The sequence below is a fragment of the Streptomyces sp. 1222.5 genome (assembly GCF_900105245.1).
In the GTDB taxonomy this organism is placed as follows: Bacteria; Actinomycetota; Actinomycetes; order Streptomycetales; family Streptomycetaceae; genus Streptomyces; species Streptomyces albidocamelliae.
The window spans coordinates 1,536,572-1,550,553 of sequence record NZ_FNSZ01000001.1 but is presented as its reverse complement, the minus strand read 5'-3'; the positions used below and the strand labels follow the sequence as shown (position 1 = coordinate 1,550,553).

Here is a 13,982-nt window from a genome sequence, read left to right as displayed (position 1 = left end):
GACCGCGCCGGGGATCAGTCGGCCGACGCCCAGAGGCCGCGGACATGTCCCAGGTGCCGGGTCATGACCTCGCGCACGGCCTTCCCGTCGCGCTCCAGCAGCGCGTCGAGGAGTTCCAGGTGCTCCTCGGCGGAGGCCAGCAGCCGGCCCGCCTCCACCAGTGCGGTGAGCCCGTACAGACGTGATCGTTTGCGCAGGTCGGCGACGACCTCCACGAGGTGGGCGTTGCCCGCGAGCGCCAGCAGACCGAGGTGGAAGCGGGTGTCCGCCTCGACGTAGGCGATCAGGTCGCCCGCCACGGCGGCGGTGACGATCTCCCGGGCCGCGGGCCGCAGGGCCTCCAGGGAGACGCGGTCCGCCGTGCGCGCGAGCTCGACCACGGTGGGGATCTCGATCAGCGCGCGGATGTGCGTGTACTCGTCGAGCTGCCGGTCGGAGACGGCGGTGACCCTGAAGCCCTTGTTGGGCACGGTGTCGACCAGGCCCTCCTTGGCCAGGTCCAGCATCGCCTCCCGCACCGGCGTCGCGGAGACGCCGAAGCGGGCGGCGAGCGACGGCGCCGAGTAGACCTCGCCGGGCCGCAGCTCGCCCGCGACCAGTGCGGCGCGCAGCGCGTCGGCCACCCGCTCGCGAAAGCTGCTCCGCCGGCCGCCGAGCCGGGGGAGCGCGGGCAGGTCGGCGGCCGTCGCATCCTGTGCCATGTCACGCATCACCGGGGTGAGTCTAGAGGACGAACCCCTCGGGGAAGGGGTCGGTGGGATCCAGCAGGTACTGGGCGGTGCCGGTGATCCACGCGCGGCCGGTGAAGCTGGGCAGCACGGCCGGGATCCCGGCCACCTCCGTCGTGCCGAGCAGCCGCCCGGTGAAGTGCGTGCCGATGAACGACTCGTTCACGAACTCGGTGTGCAGGGGGAGTTCACCGCGCGCGTGCAGCTGCGCCATGCGCGCGCTGGTCCCCGTACCGCACGGGGAGCGGTCGAACCAGCCCGGATGGATGGCCATCGCGTGGCGGGAGTGCCGGGCGGTGGCGCCGGGGGCCAGGAGGTGGACGTGGTGGCAGCCGCGGATGGAGGGGTCCTCGGGGTGCACCGGTTCCGCCTCCGCGTTGACGGCGCTCATCAGGGACAGGCCGGCGGCGAGGATGTCGTCCTTGCGGGAGCGGTCGAAGGGCAGCCCGAAGGCGTCGAGGGGGAGGATCGCGTAGAAGTTGCCGCCGTACGCGAGGTCGTAGGTGACCGTGCGGCCGTCGGGCAGGGTGATCTCGCGGTCCAGGGCGACGGCGTACGACGGCACGTTCCGCAGGGTCACGTCCCGCGCGGCGCCGTCCTGAACGGTCACCTCGGCCACCACCACCCCCGCCGGGGTGTCGAGCCGGATGGTGGTCACCGGCTCCACCACGTCCACCATGCCGGTCTCCACCAGCACGGTGGCCACCCCGATCGTGCCGTGCCCGCACATCGGCAGATAGCCGGAGACCTCGATGTAGATCACGCCCCAGTCGCAGTCGGGGCGGCTCGGCGGCTGGAGGATCGCGCCGCTCATCGCGGAGTGGCCGCGCGGCTCGTTCATCAGCAACCGCTTGACTTGGTCGCGGTGTTCACGGAAGTACAGCCGTCGCTCGTTCATCGTCGCACCGGGTACGGTGCCGATCCCGCCGGTGATCACGCGGGTCGGCATGCCCTCGGTGTGCGAGTCGACGGCGTGCAGGACGAGTGTGCTGCGCACTGACCGGTCTCCTTGTCAGACGAGCCCCGCGGCGACGGCCTTCTCGGTGGCCGCCCGGACCGCGGCCTGCTGCTCCGGCGCCAACGGTACGCGCGGCGGGCGCACCGGGCCGCCGTACCGCCCGACGACGTCCATGGACAGTTTGATCGCCTGCACGAACTCCACCCGCGAGTCCCAGCGCAGCAGCGGGTGCAGCTGCCGGAAGAGGGGGAGCGCGGTGGTCAGGTCACCGGACACCGCGGCACGGTACAGCTCCGCCGAGGCGCGGGGGAGCGCGTTGGGGTAGCCGGCCACCCAGCCCTTGGCGCCCGCCACGGCCAGCTCCAGCAGGACGTCGTCGGCGCCGACCAGCAGGTCGAGTTCCGGGGCGAGTTCGGCGATGCGGTAGGCCCGGCGGACGTCGCCCGAGAACTCCTTGACCGCGTGGACGTGCCCCTCGGCGTGCAGCCGGGCGAGGAGTTCGGGCACCAGGTCGACCTTGGTGTCGACCGGATTGTTGTACGCCACCACCGGCAGGCCCGTCCGGGCGACCTCCGCGTAGTGGGCGAGCACGGACCGCTCGTCGGCCCGGTAGGCGTTGGGCGGCAGCAGCATCACCGACGCGCATCCGGCCTCGGCGGCCTGCTCGGCCCAGCGGCGGGCCTCGGCGGAGCCGTAAGCGGCGACGCCCGGCATCACCCGGTCACCGCCGATCGCGGCCACGGCGGTCTCAACCACCCGGGCGCGTTCCTCCGGGGTGAGCACCTGGTACTCGCCGAGCGAGCCGTTCGGTACGACGCCGTCGCAGCCGTTGGCGACCAGCCAGGCGCAGTGCTCGGCGTAGCGGTCGTGGTCGACGGAGAGGTCGTCGCGCAGGGGGAGCGCGGTGGCCACGAGGATGCCGTGCCAGGGGCGGTGCCGGGTCTGCGTCATGCGTCGTCTCCCATTTCGTAGGGTGTGACATACCACTGAGGGTCGGGGTCGTTCCTGCGACGGCCGGGGTGTCAGTCCGGGTCGGGCAGTGCGGCCAGGACGCCGAGCGGTACCGGCCGCGCGAACGGCCGGCGTCCCGGCGTGAGCGGGCAGCCGGTGAGGGCGGCCACCGCGGGCGCGCACATCCGGCCCTGGCACCAGCCCATTCCGGCCCGGGTCAGCAGCTTCACGGTGCGCGGGTCCGAGGCGCCGAGCGTCTCCGCGGCCGTACGGACCTCCCCGGCGGTGACCTCCTCGCAGCGGCACACGACCGTGTCGTCCGGGACCTCCCCGGCCCAGCCCGCCGGCGGCGCGTACACCGCGTCGAGGGCGGCGGCGAACGACCGCAGCCGGCTCCTGGCCCGGGCGGCGGCCCAGCGGCGCGGGTCGGGGACCGTGCCGTGCAGCCGGGCCGCGACCGAGCGGCCGGCGACATGGCCCTCGGCGAGCGCCAGGGCCGCTCCGCCGACGCCGGTGGTCTCACCGGCGGCCCAGACGCCGGGCACGTCGGTGCGCTGCTCGTCGTCGACCCGTACGTCCGTGCCGGCCAGGGTGCAGCCGAGGGTCTCCGCGAGGTCGGTGTGCGGCAGCAGGCCGTGACCGACGGCGAGGGTGTCGCAGGGGATGTGCCGAGCACTGCCCGGCCTGGTCCGCCCGTCCCGGCCGAGCGCGGCCACGGTGACCGCCGCCAGCCGGCCGGTGCCGTGCGCCTCGACCACCGTGTGCCGGGGCAGCACCCGCACGCCGTGCAGCAGCAGCCGGGCCGCGTAGCCGGCGCCCTCGGCGAGCTTCGCGGGCTGTGCGGCCAGGGCGGGCGCCCGGCGCAGCAGGGCCCCGGGGCCGGCGGACTCGGCCAGCGCGGCCACGCGGGCGCCCGCCGCGGCGAGCCCGGTGGCCACGGGGAGCAGCAGCGGGCCGGTTCCGGCGACGACCGCCGTCCGGCCGGGCAGCACCAGGCCGCCCTTGAGCATGGCCTGCGCGCCGCCCGCCGTGACGACCCCGGGCAGTGTCCAGCCGGGGAACGGCAGCACGCGTTCACAGCTTCCGGTGGCGAGCAGGACGGCGTCGGCGCGGACGGTGATCCCCTCGTCCTGATCCGGGCCCAGCAGCGCGTGCACGGTGATCGGCGCCGGACCGGAGCCGCGCCGCACGCACCACACGTGATGATCCGTCAGGTGGGTGACACGTCCCGCGGCTCGGTGCCGGTCGAGACCGTTCCGCAGCCGCTCCCAGGTGCGCCACTGGTGGTGCAGGGCCTGCGGCCGGCGGGCGCCGAGAGCCGGGGCGGGCTGCCGGTAGAACTGGCCGCCCGCCTGGTCGGCGGCGTCCAGGAGGGTCACGCGGACGCCCCGGGCGGCCGCCGCCAGGGCCGCGGCGAGCCCGGCCGGACCGGCGCCGATCACGGCGAGACGAGGGTGTTCAGTCATCGTCGTGGCCCGTCCCCTCCTGGCTGCGGATCAGCTGTCCCGGGCGCACGGGCACCAGACAGGCCCGCCTGTTCGGGCGGCCGTCTACGGTGACCAGGCAGTCGAAGCACACGCCGATCCCGCAGAACACCCCGCGCGGCGCTCTGGTGCCCCGCGTGCGGCGCCAGGCCGTCACACCCGCCGACCACAGCGCCGCCGCGATCGTCTGGCCCGGCAGCGCCGGCAGTGGCCGTCCGTCGAACGTCACGGTGAAGGCCTCGCCCGGCCGTGCCCGGGTCAGCTCCATCGGATTCACCGGGCCTCGCCTCCGTCGTCGAACTCGTCCTCGAACGCGTCGTCCTCGAACCGCTCCGGCCGGAACGGTGCGATGTCCTGTCCGGTCGCCCTGCCGGTGAGCGCGTGGGCGATCAACTGCCCGGTACCGGGGGCCAGTCCGATGCCGGCGCCCTCGTGCCCGCAGGCGTGGAACAGTCCGGGCGCCCGGGGATCCGGTCCGATCGCCGGGAGGTGGTCGGGCAGGTACGGCCGGAAGCCCGCGTACGTCCGCTGGGCGTGCACCCGTTCCAGGAAGGGGAACAGCCCGATCGCCCCGGCCGCGAGCGCCCGCACGGCGGGGAGCGACAACGAGCGGTCGAAGCCGACCCGTTCGCGGGTGGCGCCGATCAGGACGGGTCCCGCGGCCGTGCCCTCCACCACCGGTGAGGCGCGCAGGGCCGCCGAGTCGCTGGCCACGTCGGCCACGTAGTCGGCGGCGTACACCTTGTGCCGCACCATCCGCGGCAGCGGCTCGGTGACCAGGACGAAGCCGCGCCGGGGGAGCACCGGCAGCCGGACGCCCGCGAGCGAGGCGAGGTCGCCGCCCCAGGTGCCGGCCGCGTTGACCACCGCCGACGCGTGGATGTCGCCCCGGTCGGTGCGGACGCCGCGCACCGGTCCCTCCGCCGCGCGGAGCACACCGGTCACCGTGTGGCCGGTGTGCACGGCGGCACCGGAGGCGCGCAGCAGGTGGGCGGCGGCCAGTGCGGGCATCACCTGGGCGTCCTGCGGGTAGCGCACTCCGCCCGCCAGACCGGGGGCCAAGTGAGGCTCCAGGGGCAGCAGTTCATCCGGTCCGACCGGCTCGGCCGTGACGCCGGCGGCACGCTGGCCCCCGGCGAAGCCGGCCAGCGCCGACAGGGCGTCCGGCGTCGAGGCGACCACCAGGCCGCCCTTCGGCTCGTACTCGATCGCCCGGCCCAGCTCCTCCGCCAGCTCGGCCCACAACCCGGCGGACAGCAGGGCCAGTTCGAGCTCCGGCCCAGGTTCCTTGTCGGAGACGAGCAGGTTGCCCTCGCCGGCGCCGGTGGTGCCGCCGGCCACCGGGCCCCGGTCCACCACTCGAACGTCGAGGCCGGCGCGTGCGGCGTACAGCGCACAGGCCGCGCCCACCATTCCGGCTCCGACGACCACGACATCGCAGGTCAGTCGCTTTGCCACGTCAGTACTATGTCACATGTCTCTCTCGCTGAGGAGTCCCCGCGTCCCTTCCCGGCCGCCGTGTCGACCCGCCCGGAGTCCCAGGCGTGGACGCCCCCTTGACGTCGTACGGAGCCGGATCGACACTCCAGGGAGGGAATCCTAGTGAACAGGTAGGAAAACATGGCGCGCCTCGAGACGGTCACCGGCCGAGCAGGCCGAACGCCGTTCCGCGCCCCCCTGCTCACCTCCCGCCTGCACATCGATCTGCTGCGCGTCTGCAGCGCCATCAGCGGCCGGCACTGAGCCGGGCCCCCTCGCCCGCACCGCACGAGGCGCCCGCCGGTGCGCCCTTCCGCACGCCCAACGACCAGGGGAGACGCATGTCCACCAGTCCGCTCGCCGCCGTCCCGGACGTCCACCGCAGCGCCCCCGCCTTCCGCGGCCGGATCGGCCGGGACGCCCGCAGCGGCCACTACGCCGTGCCGCACCGCTACCGGCTCCATCTCTCGACCGCCTGTCCCGACGGGCTGCGCCTCGCCGTCGGCCACAGCCTCCTGGCCCTGGACGGCAGTTGTCCCGTCACCCCGCTGCCCGCGGTCCCCGACCGTCCCGACGGCGGCCACGCGGCGCTGCTGCCGCTGTACGAGGCGAGCGCCCACCACTACAGCGGCCCCGCCCTCGCGCCCGTGCTCAGTGACGACTGGTCCGGACGCATCGTCAGCACCCACGCCCGCGACATCCTGCGCGACCTCGACCGCTTCGCGTACGACGGCGGCACCTGTCTGTACCCGTGCGGAACGGAGTCCGTGATCGAGGCCGTCGAGCGGATGTGCACCGAGGGCATCGAGGGGGCCGCCCAGAGTGCCGGACGGGCCGGAACGGATCCGGCGGAACGGGCCGCCGCCCTGGAGGTCCTGCTCGGCACCCTCGGCCGGCTGGAGCGGCGGCTGCTCGACGCGGAGTACCTGGTCGGCGACCGGCTCACCGCGGCCGACGTCGAGCTGTGGGTGACCCTGGTCCAGCTCGACACCGTGCACCGCTGCCACCTCGACGCCTCCGCGGTCCACCGGATCACGGGCCACCACGCCCTGTGGGCCTACGCCCGCCGCCTGGCCGCCCGTCACGCCTTCGGCCGGCACGTCGACCTCGACGGCATCTCCCGCCGCCACCACGGCCGTTGCCAGGGCCTGGAGGCGGCCGGGGCGGCCGTCCAGATCCTGGACTGGGCCGGTCACGCGGCCGACGCGCCGGACGTTTCCCGCAGGTGAGGAAGGGCGTCCGGCGTCCACTTCGCGGACGGCCGTTGACATTCCCGCGGCCGACTGCCTTACTTTCCGCTCAGAACGGTCACGAGCGTCAGCGCCAAGCCCTGGCTCGCTGACCGGCAACCCTCGCACCGCGGTGGGGTGCCCCAGGTGACGACCGGACCGGACGACGTTCTCGGTAAGCGCGAGGCCCACGGGCCCGGACAGTGACAGGTGACGCCATGTACGCAAGCCCCAGGACGGCCCCGAGCCGCCCCCAGGGCTGCGTACCGTCCGCCCAGCTCCTGGTCGCCGACCGCGCCGTCGATCTGCTCCGCGTCAGCAGCGCACTGTGTACCGCACCGGGCTCTGCCCGCTGTCCGGGCTGACCTCCCGCTTCTCGGCCCCCCGCGTTCCCCGGGCACACCGTCCGTCCGGTGTGCCGTCGCCCGCCCGGTTCCCGGTCCCGCGCGTACCCGTGTGCCCTCCCGTGCCCCAGTGCCGTGGTGCCGCACACCCGCCCGCCGCGCCGTCCGGGGCCGTCCGACCCCCAGCCGGAGCCCGCCATGAGCGAACCCCCAGGCGCCGCCCTCTCTCTCGCCGAGGCGCCACCGTCCGACACACCGTCAAAACAACGCACCGCGCAGCACGTTCAGCCGCTGCGCCGCCCCGGCCGCTGGATCCTCACCGCGATCGTCCTCGTGCTGGTCGCGCAGATCCTGCACGGACTGGTGACGAACCCCTTCTACCAGTGGGACCGATTCCGCTACTGGTTCCTGCGCCCGACCGTGCTGGACGGCCTCGGTGTCACCCTCGAAGTCGCCGCGCTCAGCGCCGTACTGGGACTGGCCGGCGGCATCCTGCTGGCGCTCGCCAGAGTGTCCGGAAGCCCGGTGCTGCGCGCCGTCAGCTGGACGTACACCTGGCTGTTCCGCTCGATCCCGCTGATCGTGGTGCTGATCTTCCTGTACAACTTCAGCGCCCTGTACCGGACGTTGAGCCTCGGCGTGCCGTTCGGCCCCGCCTTCGTCACCTTCGACGAGTCGAAGCTGGCCACCGACCTGGCGATCGCCGTCGTGGGGCTCAGTCTCAACGAGGCGGCGTACGCGGCCGAGGTGGTACGCGGCGGCCTGCTCTCCGTCGACCAGGGACAGCACGAGGCGGCCGCCGCGCTCGGACTGCCCAGGGGCTACCGGTTCCGCAGGATCGTCTTCCCGCAGGCCCTCAGGTCCATCACACCGAACTACGTCAACCAGCTCATCGGCCTCGTCAAGAGCACGTCCCTGGTGTTCTACGTGTCCCTGCTCGACCTGTTCGGGTCCGTGCAGTCGATGGGCAACACCTACCCCGGCGACATCGTGCCGCTGCTGCTGGTCGCCACCGTCTGGTACCTGATCCTGACCAGCGCCGTGTCCGTCGTCCAGTTCTACGTCGAGCGGTACTACGCCCGCGGTGCCACGCGCACCCTGCCGCCGACCCCGGTCCAGAAGGCCCTGGCCGGACTCACCGACCTGCGGGCCCGGCTGCGCAGGGAGGCCGCCGTATGACGAGCGCACCCGCCTTCGAGGAGGCCGCCCCCGCCGCGCTGGAGGTGCACGACGTCCACAAGTGGTACGGCACCCACCGCGTCCTCGACGGCATCGACCTGTCCATCCGCCCCGGCGAGGTCACCGTGATCCTCGGCCCGTCCGGCTCCGGCAAGTCGACCCTGCTCAGGGTCATGAACCACTTGGAGAAGCCCGAGATCGGCCACGTCAGCGTCGGCGGCGAGCCGATCGGCGTGAAGCGTCAGGGGGAGCACCTGAAGGAGCTCGGCGAACGCGCCATCCTGGCGCAGCGCAGCCGGATCGGTTTCGTCTTCCAGAACTTCAACCTCTTTCCGCACCTGACGGTCCTCGACAACGTCGCCGCGGCCCCCGCCGCCACCGGCAGGCTGACCAGGCCGGCAGCCCGGGAGCTCGCCCGGGAACTCCTCGAACGGGTGGGGCTCGGCGACCGGACCGGCGCCTACCCGCGCCAGCTGTCCGGCGGGCAGCAGCAGCGCGTCGCCATCGCCCGCGCCCTCGCCCTGCGCCCCGGGGTCATCCTCTTCGACGAACCGACCTCGGCGCTCGACCCCGAACTCGTCGGCGAGGTACTGGCCGTCATCAAGGACCTGGCGACCAGCGGCACCACGCTCGTCATCGTCACCCACGAGATCGGTTTCGCCCGCGAGATCGCCGACCGGGTCGTCTTCATCGACGGCGGCCGGATCGTCGAACAGGGCCCGCCCGAGAAGGTGCTGGACCGGCCGCGGCACGAACGGACCCGGAACTTCCTCGCCAGGGTGCTCTGACCCGCCCCCCGGCGGCGTACCCACGCCCCCCCCACGGCACCACCGCACCACCTCACTTCCCTCGACAGCGAGACAAGGACAGCCACGCCATGCCCAGCCACATCTCCCGACGCAGCCTGACACGCGGCATCACCGCGGCGACCGCCGTCGCCACCCTCGCCACCGGGCTCACCGCCTGCGGGGGCGACAGCGAGGCGGCCGCCCGGACCGAGACCACCGGAACGGTCACCGTGGGGCAGCTGTCCAACGGAGCCGCCGAGGAGACCGAACTGAAGGTCTCCGAGGTGAAGTCGATCAGCGCCGAACTGCCTGCCGCCGTCCGCAGGAGCGGCAAGCTCGTCATCGGCGTCGGGGCCCTGCCGTCGGGGTCCGCGCCCCTGAACTTCGTGGGCAGCGACCAGAAGACGCTCACCGGCTCCGAGCCCGACTTCGGCCGCCTGGTGGCCGCCGTTCTCGGCCTCAAGCCCGAGATCAGGAACTCCACCTGGGAGAACCTCTTCGTCGGCGTCGACAGCGGCAAGGTCGACGTGGCCTTCTCCAACGTGACCGACACCGAGGAGCGCAAGAAGAAGTACGAGTTCGCCTCCTACCGTCAGGACAACCTGGCCTTCGAGGTACTGAAGAAGAACACCTGGAAGTTCGACGGCGACTACAAGAGCCTCGCGGACAAGACGGTCTCCGTGGGCTCCGGCACCAACCAGGAGAAGATCCTCCTGGAGTGGAAGGCCAAGCTGGCCAAGGAGGGCAAGAAGCTCACCGTCAAGTACTTCCCCGACCAGAACTCCATCAACCTGGCGCTCGGCAGCGGCAAGATCGACGCCTTCTTCGGCCCGAACCCCAGCGTCGCCTACCGGGCCCGGCAGACCGCCGACACGCCCAACCCCACCCGCAACGCGGGCACTTTCTCCGGGGCCGGTGAGACGCTCCAGGGACTGATCGCCGCGACCGCCAAGAAGGACAGCGGTCTCGCCGAGCCGCTCGCCGACGCCATCAACTACCTCATCGAGCACGGGCAGTACGCCAAGTGGCTGGCCGCCTACAACCTCTCCAACGAGGCCGTGGCCAAGTCGGAGGTCAACCCGCCCGGCCTGCCGCTGGACAACTCCTGACGGTCCAGCCGTCCCGACCAGTGACACCGAGCCGAGAAGGGACTCCGCCTCCGTGGCCCCAACGACCGACCTCCGCGCGGGCGGAGCCCCCGCCCCGGCCGGCACGGCCGTCCTCGACAACGCGGTCTGGGCCGCTCTCGACGGCCCGCACGCCCACCTCGCCGAACGCGTGGGCCGCGCCGCCCGCTACCTGCCCGGGACCTACGACTTCGCCGCCCTCGCCGACCCCGCCGACCCGGCCGCCTGGACCGACCTGCACACGCTGGCCGGTCCCGGAACCACCGTACGGATCAAGCCCGTCGAGCGGGTTCCGGACGGGTGGGAGGTCGTCGGCGGCGGGGAGGGGGTCCAGCTCGTCGACACCGCCCTGCGGGCCGCACCCGACCCGGAGGCGGTACGGCTGGGACCCGCGGACGTCCCCGAGATCCTCGACCTGGTCGCCCGGAGCCGCCCCGGCCCGTTCCTGAACCGGACCGTCGACATGGGGTCCTACCGCGGCATCCGGTACGAGGGCCGGCTGATCGCCCTCGCGGGGGAGCGGCTGCGGCTCCCCGGCTGGACGGAGATCAGCGCCGTCTGCACCGACCCCGGGCACCGCACCCGGGGCCTGGCCACCCGGCTGGTGCGCGCGGTCGCCGCGGGCATCCGGGACCGCGGGGACACCCCGTTCCTGCACGCGGCCGCGGACAACCGCCGGGCGATCCGGCTCTACGAGTCGATCGGGTTCACGTTCCGCCGCCGCTCACGGATCGTCCGGGTCCGCACACCGGGAACACCCGGCGCCGGCCGGGCGTTGTACTCGTGACGGGATCCGCCCGGCGGTCGCCGACCAGGCCCGCCGCGCCCGACGGACGGAGGTGACGGCCGTGACCCGCGTACTCCCGCCCTGCGTTGCGCACCCGTACCGCTCCGTGCGTCTGCACTCCCGGCCGCACATAGACCTCCAGCGCGTGTCCGCCGCACTCTGTCGCCGCTGACCTCCTCTCCTTCTCCTCCCTTCTCTCCCCGGCACCGCGCCCGGGTCTCCTGCCGCCGCGCTCGCCGTCGCCGACGCCCGCCCGGTGAGCCGGCCCTGTCGTACGGACATCAAGGAAGGCACCGACGTGTCCTCAACTCCCGCTTCCCCGCTGCATCTCGCCGTCGCCCTGGACGGCACCGGCTGGCATCCGGCGTCCTGGCGCGAACCGGTCGCCCGCCCCCGGGACCTGTTCACCGCCGGCTACTGGGCCGACCTGGTCGCCGAGGCCGAACGCGGCCTGCTCGACTTCGTCACCATCGAGGACGGCCTCGGCCCGCAGTCCTCGCGCTTCCTCCAGCCGGACGACCGCACCGACCAGGTGCGGGGCCGGCTCGACGCGGTCCTCGTCGCCTCCCGCGTCGCCCCGCTCACCCGGCACATAGGTCTCGTCCCGACCGTCGTGGCCACGCACACCGAGCCGTTCCACATCTCCAAGGCGATCGCCACCCTGGACTACGTCAGCACCGGACGCGCCGGCCTGCGGGTGCAGATCACCGCCCGCCCCGACGAGGCCGCCCACTTCGGCCGCCGCACGATCGAGCCCGTCGACGCCTACGACAGCCCGGCCGCCCGGGACCAGGTCGCCGCGCTGTTCGAGGAGGCCACCGACCACGTGGAGGCCGTGCGCCGGCTCTGGGACAGCTGGGAGGACGACGCCGAGATCCGCGACGCCGCCACCGGCCGGTTCATCGACCGGGACAAGCTGCACTACATCGACTTCCAGGGCCGCTTCTTCAGTGTGAAGGGCCCCTCCATCACACCCCGGCCACCGCAGGGCCAGCCGCTGGTCACCGCCCTCGCGCACCAGACCGTCCCGTACCGGCTGGTGGCCCGGCAGGCCGACGTCGGCTACGTCACCCCGCACGACACGGACCAGGCCCGTGCGATCGTCACGGAGATCCGTGCCGAGCAGGAGGCCGCGGGCCGGGCCGGGGAGACCCTGCACGTCTTCGGTGACCTCGTCGTGTTCCTCGACGACACCCGGGCGGAGGCGCAGGGCCGCCGGGAGCGCCTGGACACCCTCGCGGGCGAGCCGTACACCAGCGACGCCCGGATCTTCACCGGCACCGCCGCCCAGCTGGCCGACCTGCTGGAGGAGCTGGCGTCGGCGGGGCTGACCGGCTTCCGTCTGCGGCCCGCCGTCGCCGGCCACGACCTGCCCCGGATCAGCCGGGACCTGGTGCCCGAACTCCAGCGCCGCGACCGCTTCCGCGACGCCTACGAGGCCGGCACCCTGCGCGGCCTCCTCGGCCTCGCCCGCCCCGCCAACCGCTACGCAGCCGCATCGGCCTGAGCGGCCGGAGAGGACCACCCCACCCCATGAGCAAGCCGCTGAAGCAGATACACCTGGCCGCGCACTTCCCGGGCGTCAACAACACCACCGTGTGGAGCGACCCGGCCGCCGGCAGCCACATCGAGTTCGACTCCTTCGTGCGCTTCGCCCGCACCGCCGAACGCGCCAAGTTCGACTTCCTGTTCCTCGCCGAGGGCCTGCGCCTGCGCGAACAGGGGGGCAGCATCTACGACCTGGACGTCGTCGGCCGCCCCGACACCTTCACCGTGCTGGCCGCGCTGGCCGCCGTCACCGACCGGCTCGGCCTGACCGGCACCATCAACTCCACGTTCAACGAGCCGTACGAGGTGGCCCGCCAGTTCGCAAGCCTCGACCATCTCTCCGACGGCCGCTCCGCGTGGAACGTCGTCACGTCCTGGGACGCCTTCACCGGCGAGAACTTCCGCCGCGGCGGATTCCTGCCGCAGGACGAGCGCTACTCCCGCGCCAAGGAGTTCCTCACCACCGCCCAGGAGCTCTTCGACTCCTGGCACGGCGACGAGATCCTCGCGGACCGGGCCACCGGCACCTTCCTGCGGGACGCCAAGGCCGGCGCGTTCGTGCACCAGGGGCAGCACTTCGACATCCACGGCCGGTTCAACGTCCCGCGCTCCCCGCAGGGCCGTCCGGTGATCTTCCAGGCCGGCGACTCGGACGAGGGCCGCGAGTTCGCCGCCTCCGACGCGGACGCGATCTTCAGCCGGTACGCCACGCTGAAGGAGGGCCAGGCCTTCTACACGGACGTCAAGTCCCGCCTCGCCAGGTACGGGCGCCGCCCCGACCAGCTGCTGATCCTGCCAGCAGCGACCTTCGTCCTCGGCGACACCGACCAGGAGGCCGCCGAACTCGCCCGCGAGGTGCGCCGGCAGCAGGTCAGCGGGGCCACCGCCATCAAGCACCTGGAGTTCGTCTGGAACCGGGACCTGTCGTCGTACGACCCGGAGGGCCCGCTGCCCGACGTCGATCCGGTGGTGGGCGAGGAGCACATCTCCCGGGGCCGCGCCCAGGTGCGGATGTACCGCGACCCGATCGCCGTCGCCCGCGAGTGGCGGCAGCTCGCCGAGGCCAACAAGTGGTCGATCCGCGATCTGGTCATCAACACGGGCAACCGCCAGACGTTCGTCGGCGCCCCGGAGACCGTCGCGCGGAGCATCAACGACTTCGTGCAGGCCGACGCCTCCGACGGCTTCATCCTTGTCCCGCACATCACCCCGGGCGGCCTCGACCCGTTCGCCGACAAGGTGGTCCCGCTGCTCCAGGAGCAGGGTGTCTTCCGCACCGACTACGCGGGCACGACCCTCCGCGACCACCTGGGCCTGGACCACCCGGACACGGGCTCCCCGGCCGGCCGGCTCGCGTCCTGACGCACGTCCCGCACGACG

The 13,982-nt window shown here is 73.3% G+C and carries 15 protein-coding genes and 1 riboswitch; of the genes, 9 read left to right on the top strand and 6 right to left on the bottom strand.

Annotated features, from left to right (window positions below):
• Nucleotides 1-14: 14 nt before the first annotated feature.
• The 6 genes from BLW57_RS06990 to BLW57_RS06965 all read right to left on the bottom strand — a co-directional run bounded on the left by BLW57_RS06990 (nt 15) and on the right by BLW57_RS06965 (nt 5,579).
• On the bottom strand, nt 15-710 hold the full coding sequence (locus BLW57_RS06990; RefSeq protein ID WP_093472949.1) for a GntR family transcriptional regulator: 696 nt from the start codon (nt 708-710) through the stop codon (nt 15-17).
• Between the two features lie 13 nt (nt 711-723).
• Nucleotides 724-1,725 carry a proline racemase family protein gene (locus BLW57_RS06985; RefSeq protein WP_093472948.1) on the bottom strand — a complete coding sequence of 334 codons (1,002 nt, stop codon included), beginning with the start codon at nt 1,723-1,725 and terminating at the stop codon, nt 724-726.
• A gap of 15 nt (nt 1,726-1,740) precedes the next feature.
• A complete protein-coding gene (locus BLW57_RS06980; RefSeq protein WP_093472946.1) occupies nt 1,741-2,637 on the bottom strand; it encodes a dihydrodipicolinate synthase family protein in 897 nt (298 codons plus the stop codon).
• Between the two features lie 71 nt (nt 2,638-2,708).
• Nucleotides 2,709-4,103, bottom strand: coding sequence for an FAD/NAD(P)-dependent oxidoreductase (locus BLW57_RS06975; RefSeq protein WP_093472945.1), 1,395 nt, complete (start codon nt 4,101-4,103; stop codon nt 2,709-2,711).
• Entirely contained in the window at nt 4,096-4,398 is a 303-nt protein-coding gene (locus BLW57_RS06970; RefSeq protein ID WP_176985498.1) for a (2Fe-2S)-binding protein, read from the bottom strand. Before BLW57_RS06970 ends, BLW57_RS06975 begins: the two co-directional genes overlap by 8 nt.
• Complete coding sequence (locus BLW57_RS06965; protein ID WP_093472943.1) at nt 4,395-5,579, bottom strand: NAD(P)/FAD-dependent oxidoreductase; 1,185 nt, start codon at nt 5,577-5,579, stop codon at nt 4,395-4,397. Before BLW57_RS06965 ends, BLW57_RS06970 begins: the two co-directional genes overlap by 4 nt.
• A 162-nt stretch (nt 5,580-5,741) precedes the next feature.
• Here BLW57_RS06965 and BLW57_RS42165 point away from each other — a divergent pair, with 162 nt between their 5' ends.
• From BLW57_RS42165 to BLW57_RS06930, 9 genes are all read left to right on the top strand, one after another.
• Nucleotides 5,742-5,864, top strand: coding sequence for a putative leader peptide (locus BLW57_RS42165; RefSeq protein WP_256339413.1), 123 nt, complete (start codon nt 5,742-5,744; stop codon nt 5,862-5,864).
• A 77-nt stretch (nt 5,865-5,941) separates the two neighbouring features.
• On the top strand, nt 5,942-6,829 hold the full coding sequence (locus BLW57_RS06960) for a glutathione S-transferase C-terminal domain-containing protein (RefSeq protein ID WP_093472941.1): 888 nt from the start codon (nt 5,942-5,944) through the stop codon (nt 6,827-6,829).
• Nucleotides 6,830-6,906: 77 nt separating this feature from the next.
• Nucleotides 6,907-7,017, top strand: a riboswitch (SAM riboswitch).
• 354 nt (nt 7,018-7,371) lie between these two features.
• On the top strand, nt 7,372-8,352 hold the full coding sequence (locus BLW57_RS06955; protein ID WP_093472939.1) for an amino acid ABC transporter permease: 981 nt from the start codon (nt 7,372-7,374) through the stop codon (nt 8,350-8,352).
• Nucleotides 8,349-9,140, top strand: a complete 792-nt coding sequence (locus tag BLW57_RS06950) for an amino acid ABC transporter ATP-binding protein (protein WP_093472937.1) — start codon at nt 8,349-8,351, stop codon at nt 9,138-9,140. Before BLW57_RS06955 ends, BLW57_RS06950 begins: the two co-directional genes overlap by 4 nt.
• Before the next feature lie 89 nt (nt 9,141-9,229).
• Nucleotides 9,230-10,249: a transporter substrate-binding domain-containing protein gene (locus BLW57_RS06945; RefSeq protein WP_093472935.1), complete on the top strand. Its 1,020-nt coding sequence runs from the start codon at nt 9,230-9,232 to the stop codon at nt 10,247-10,249.
• A gap of 52 nt (nt 10,250-10,301) precedes the next feature.
• Nucleotides 10,302-11,054, top strand: coding sequence for a GNAT family N-acetyltransferase (locus BLW57_RS06940; protein WP_093472933.1), 753 nt, complete (start codon nt 10,302-10,304; stop codon nt 11,052-11,054).
• A 52-nt stretch (nt 11,055-11,106) separates the two neighbouring features.
• A complete protein-coding gene (locus BLW57_RS43040) occupies nt 11,107-11,226 on the top strand; it encodes a putative leader peptide (RefSeq protein WP_371127777.1) in 120 nt (39 codons plus the stop codon).
• A gap of 126 nt (nt 11,227-11,352) precedes the next feature.
• A complete protein-coding gene (locus BLW57_RS06935) occupies nt 11,353-12,561 on the top strand; it encodes an LLM class flavin-dependent oxidoreductase (RefSeq protein WP_093472931.1) in 1,209 nt (402 codons plus the stop codon).
• 26 nt (nt 12,562-12,587) lie between these two features.
• Nucleotides 12,588-13,964 carry an NtaA/DmoA family FMN-dependent monooxygenase gene (locus BLW57_RS06930; protein ID WP_093472929.1) on the top strand — a complete coding sequence of 459 codons (1,377 nt, stop codon included), beginning with the start codon at nt 12,588-12,590 and terminating at the stop codon, nt 13,962-13,964.
• Nucleotides 13,965-13,982: the final 18 nt, after the last annotated feature.

Coding starts and splice junctions, on each gene's coding strand:
- BLW57_RS06990 (WP_093472949.1), bottom strand. CDS start 710: ATGCGTGACATGGCACAGGATGCGACGGCCGCCGACCTGCCCGCGCTC.
- BLW57_RS42165 (WP_256339413.1), top strand. CDS start 5,742: ATGGCGCGCCTCGAGACGGTCACCGGCCGAGCAGGCCGAACGCCGTTC.
- BLW57_RS06950 (WP_093472937.1), top strand. CDS start 8,349: ATGACGAGCGCACCCGCCTTCGAGGAGGCCGCCCCCGCCGCGCTGGAG.
- BLW57_RS06955 (WP_093472939.1), top strand. CDS start 7,372: ATGAGCGAACCCCCAGGCGCCGCCCTCTCTCTCGCCGAGGCGCCACCG.
- BLW57_RS06975 (WP_093472945.1), bottom strand. CDS start 4,103: ATGACTGAACACCCTCGTCTCGCCGTGATCGGCGCCGGTCCGGCCGGG.
- BLW57_RS06945 (WP_093472935.1), top strand. CDS start 9,230: ATGCCCAGCCACATCTCCCGACGCAGCCTGACACGCGGCATCACCGCG.
- BLW57_RS06930 (WP_093472929.1), top strand. CDS start 12,588: ATGAGCAAGCCGCTGAAGCAGATACACCTGGCCGCGCACTTCCCGGGC.
- BLW57_RS06980 (WP_093472946.1), bottom strand. CDS start 2,637: ATGACGCAGACCCGGCACCGCCCCTGGCACGGCATCCTCGTGGCCACC.
- BLW57_RS06960 (WP_093472941.1), top strand. CDS start 5,942: ATGTCCACCAGTCCGCTCGCCGCCGTCCCGGACGTCCACCGCAGCGCC.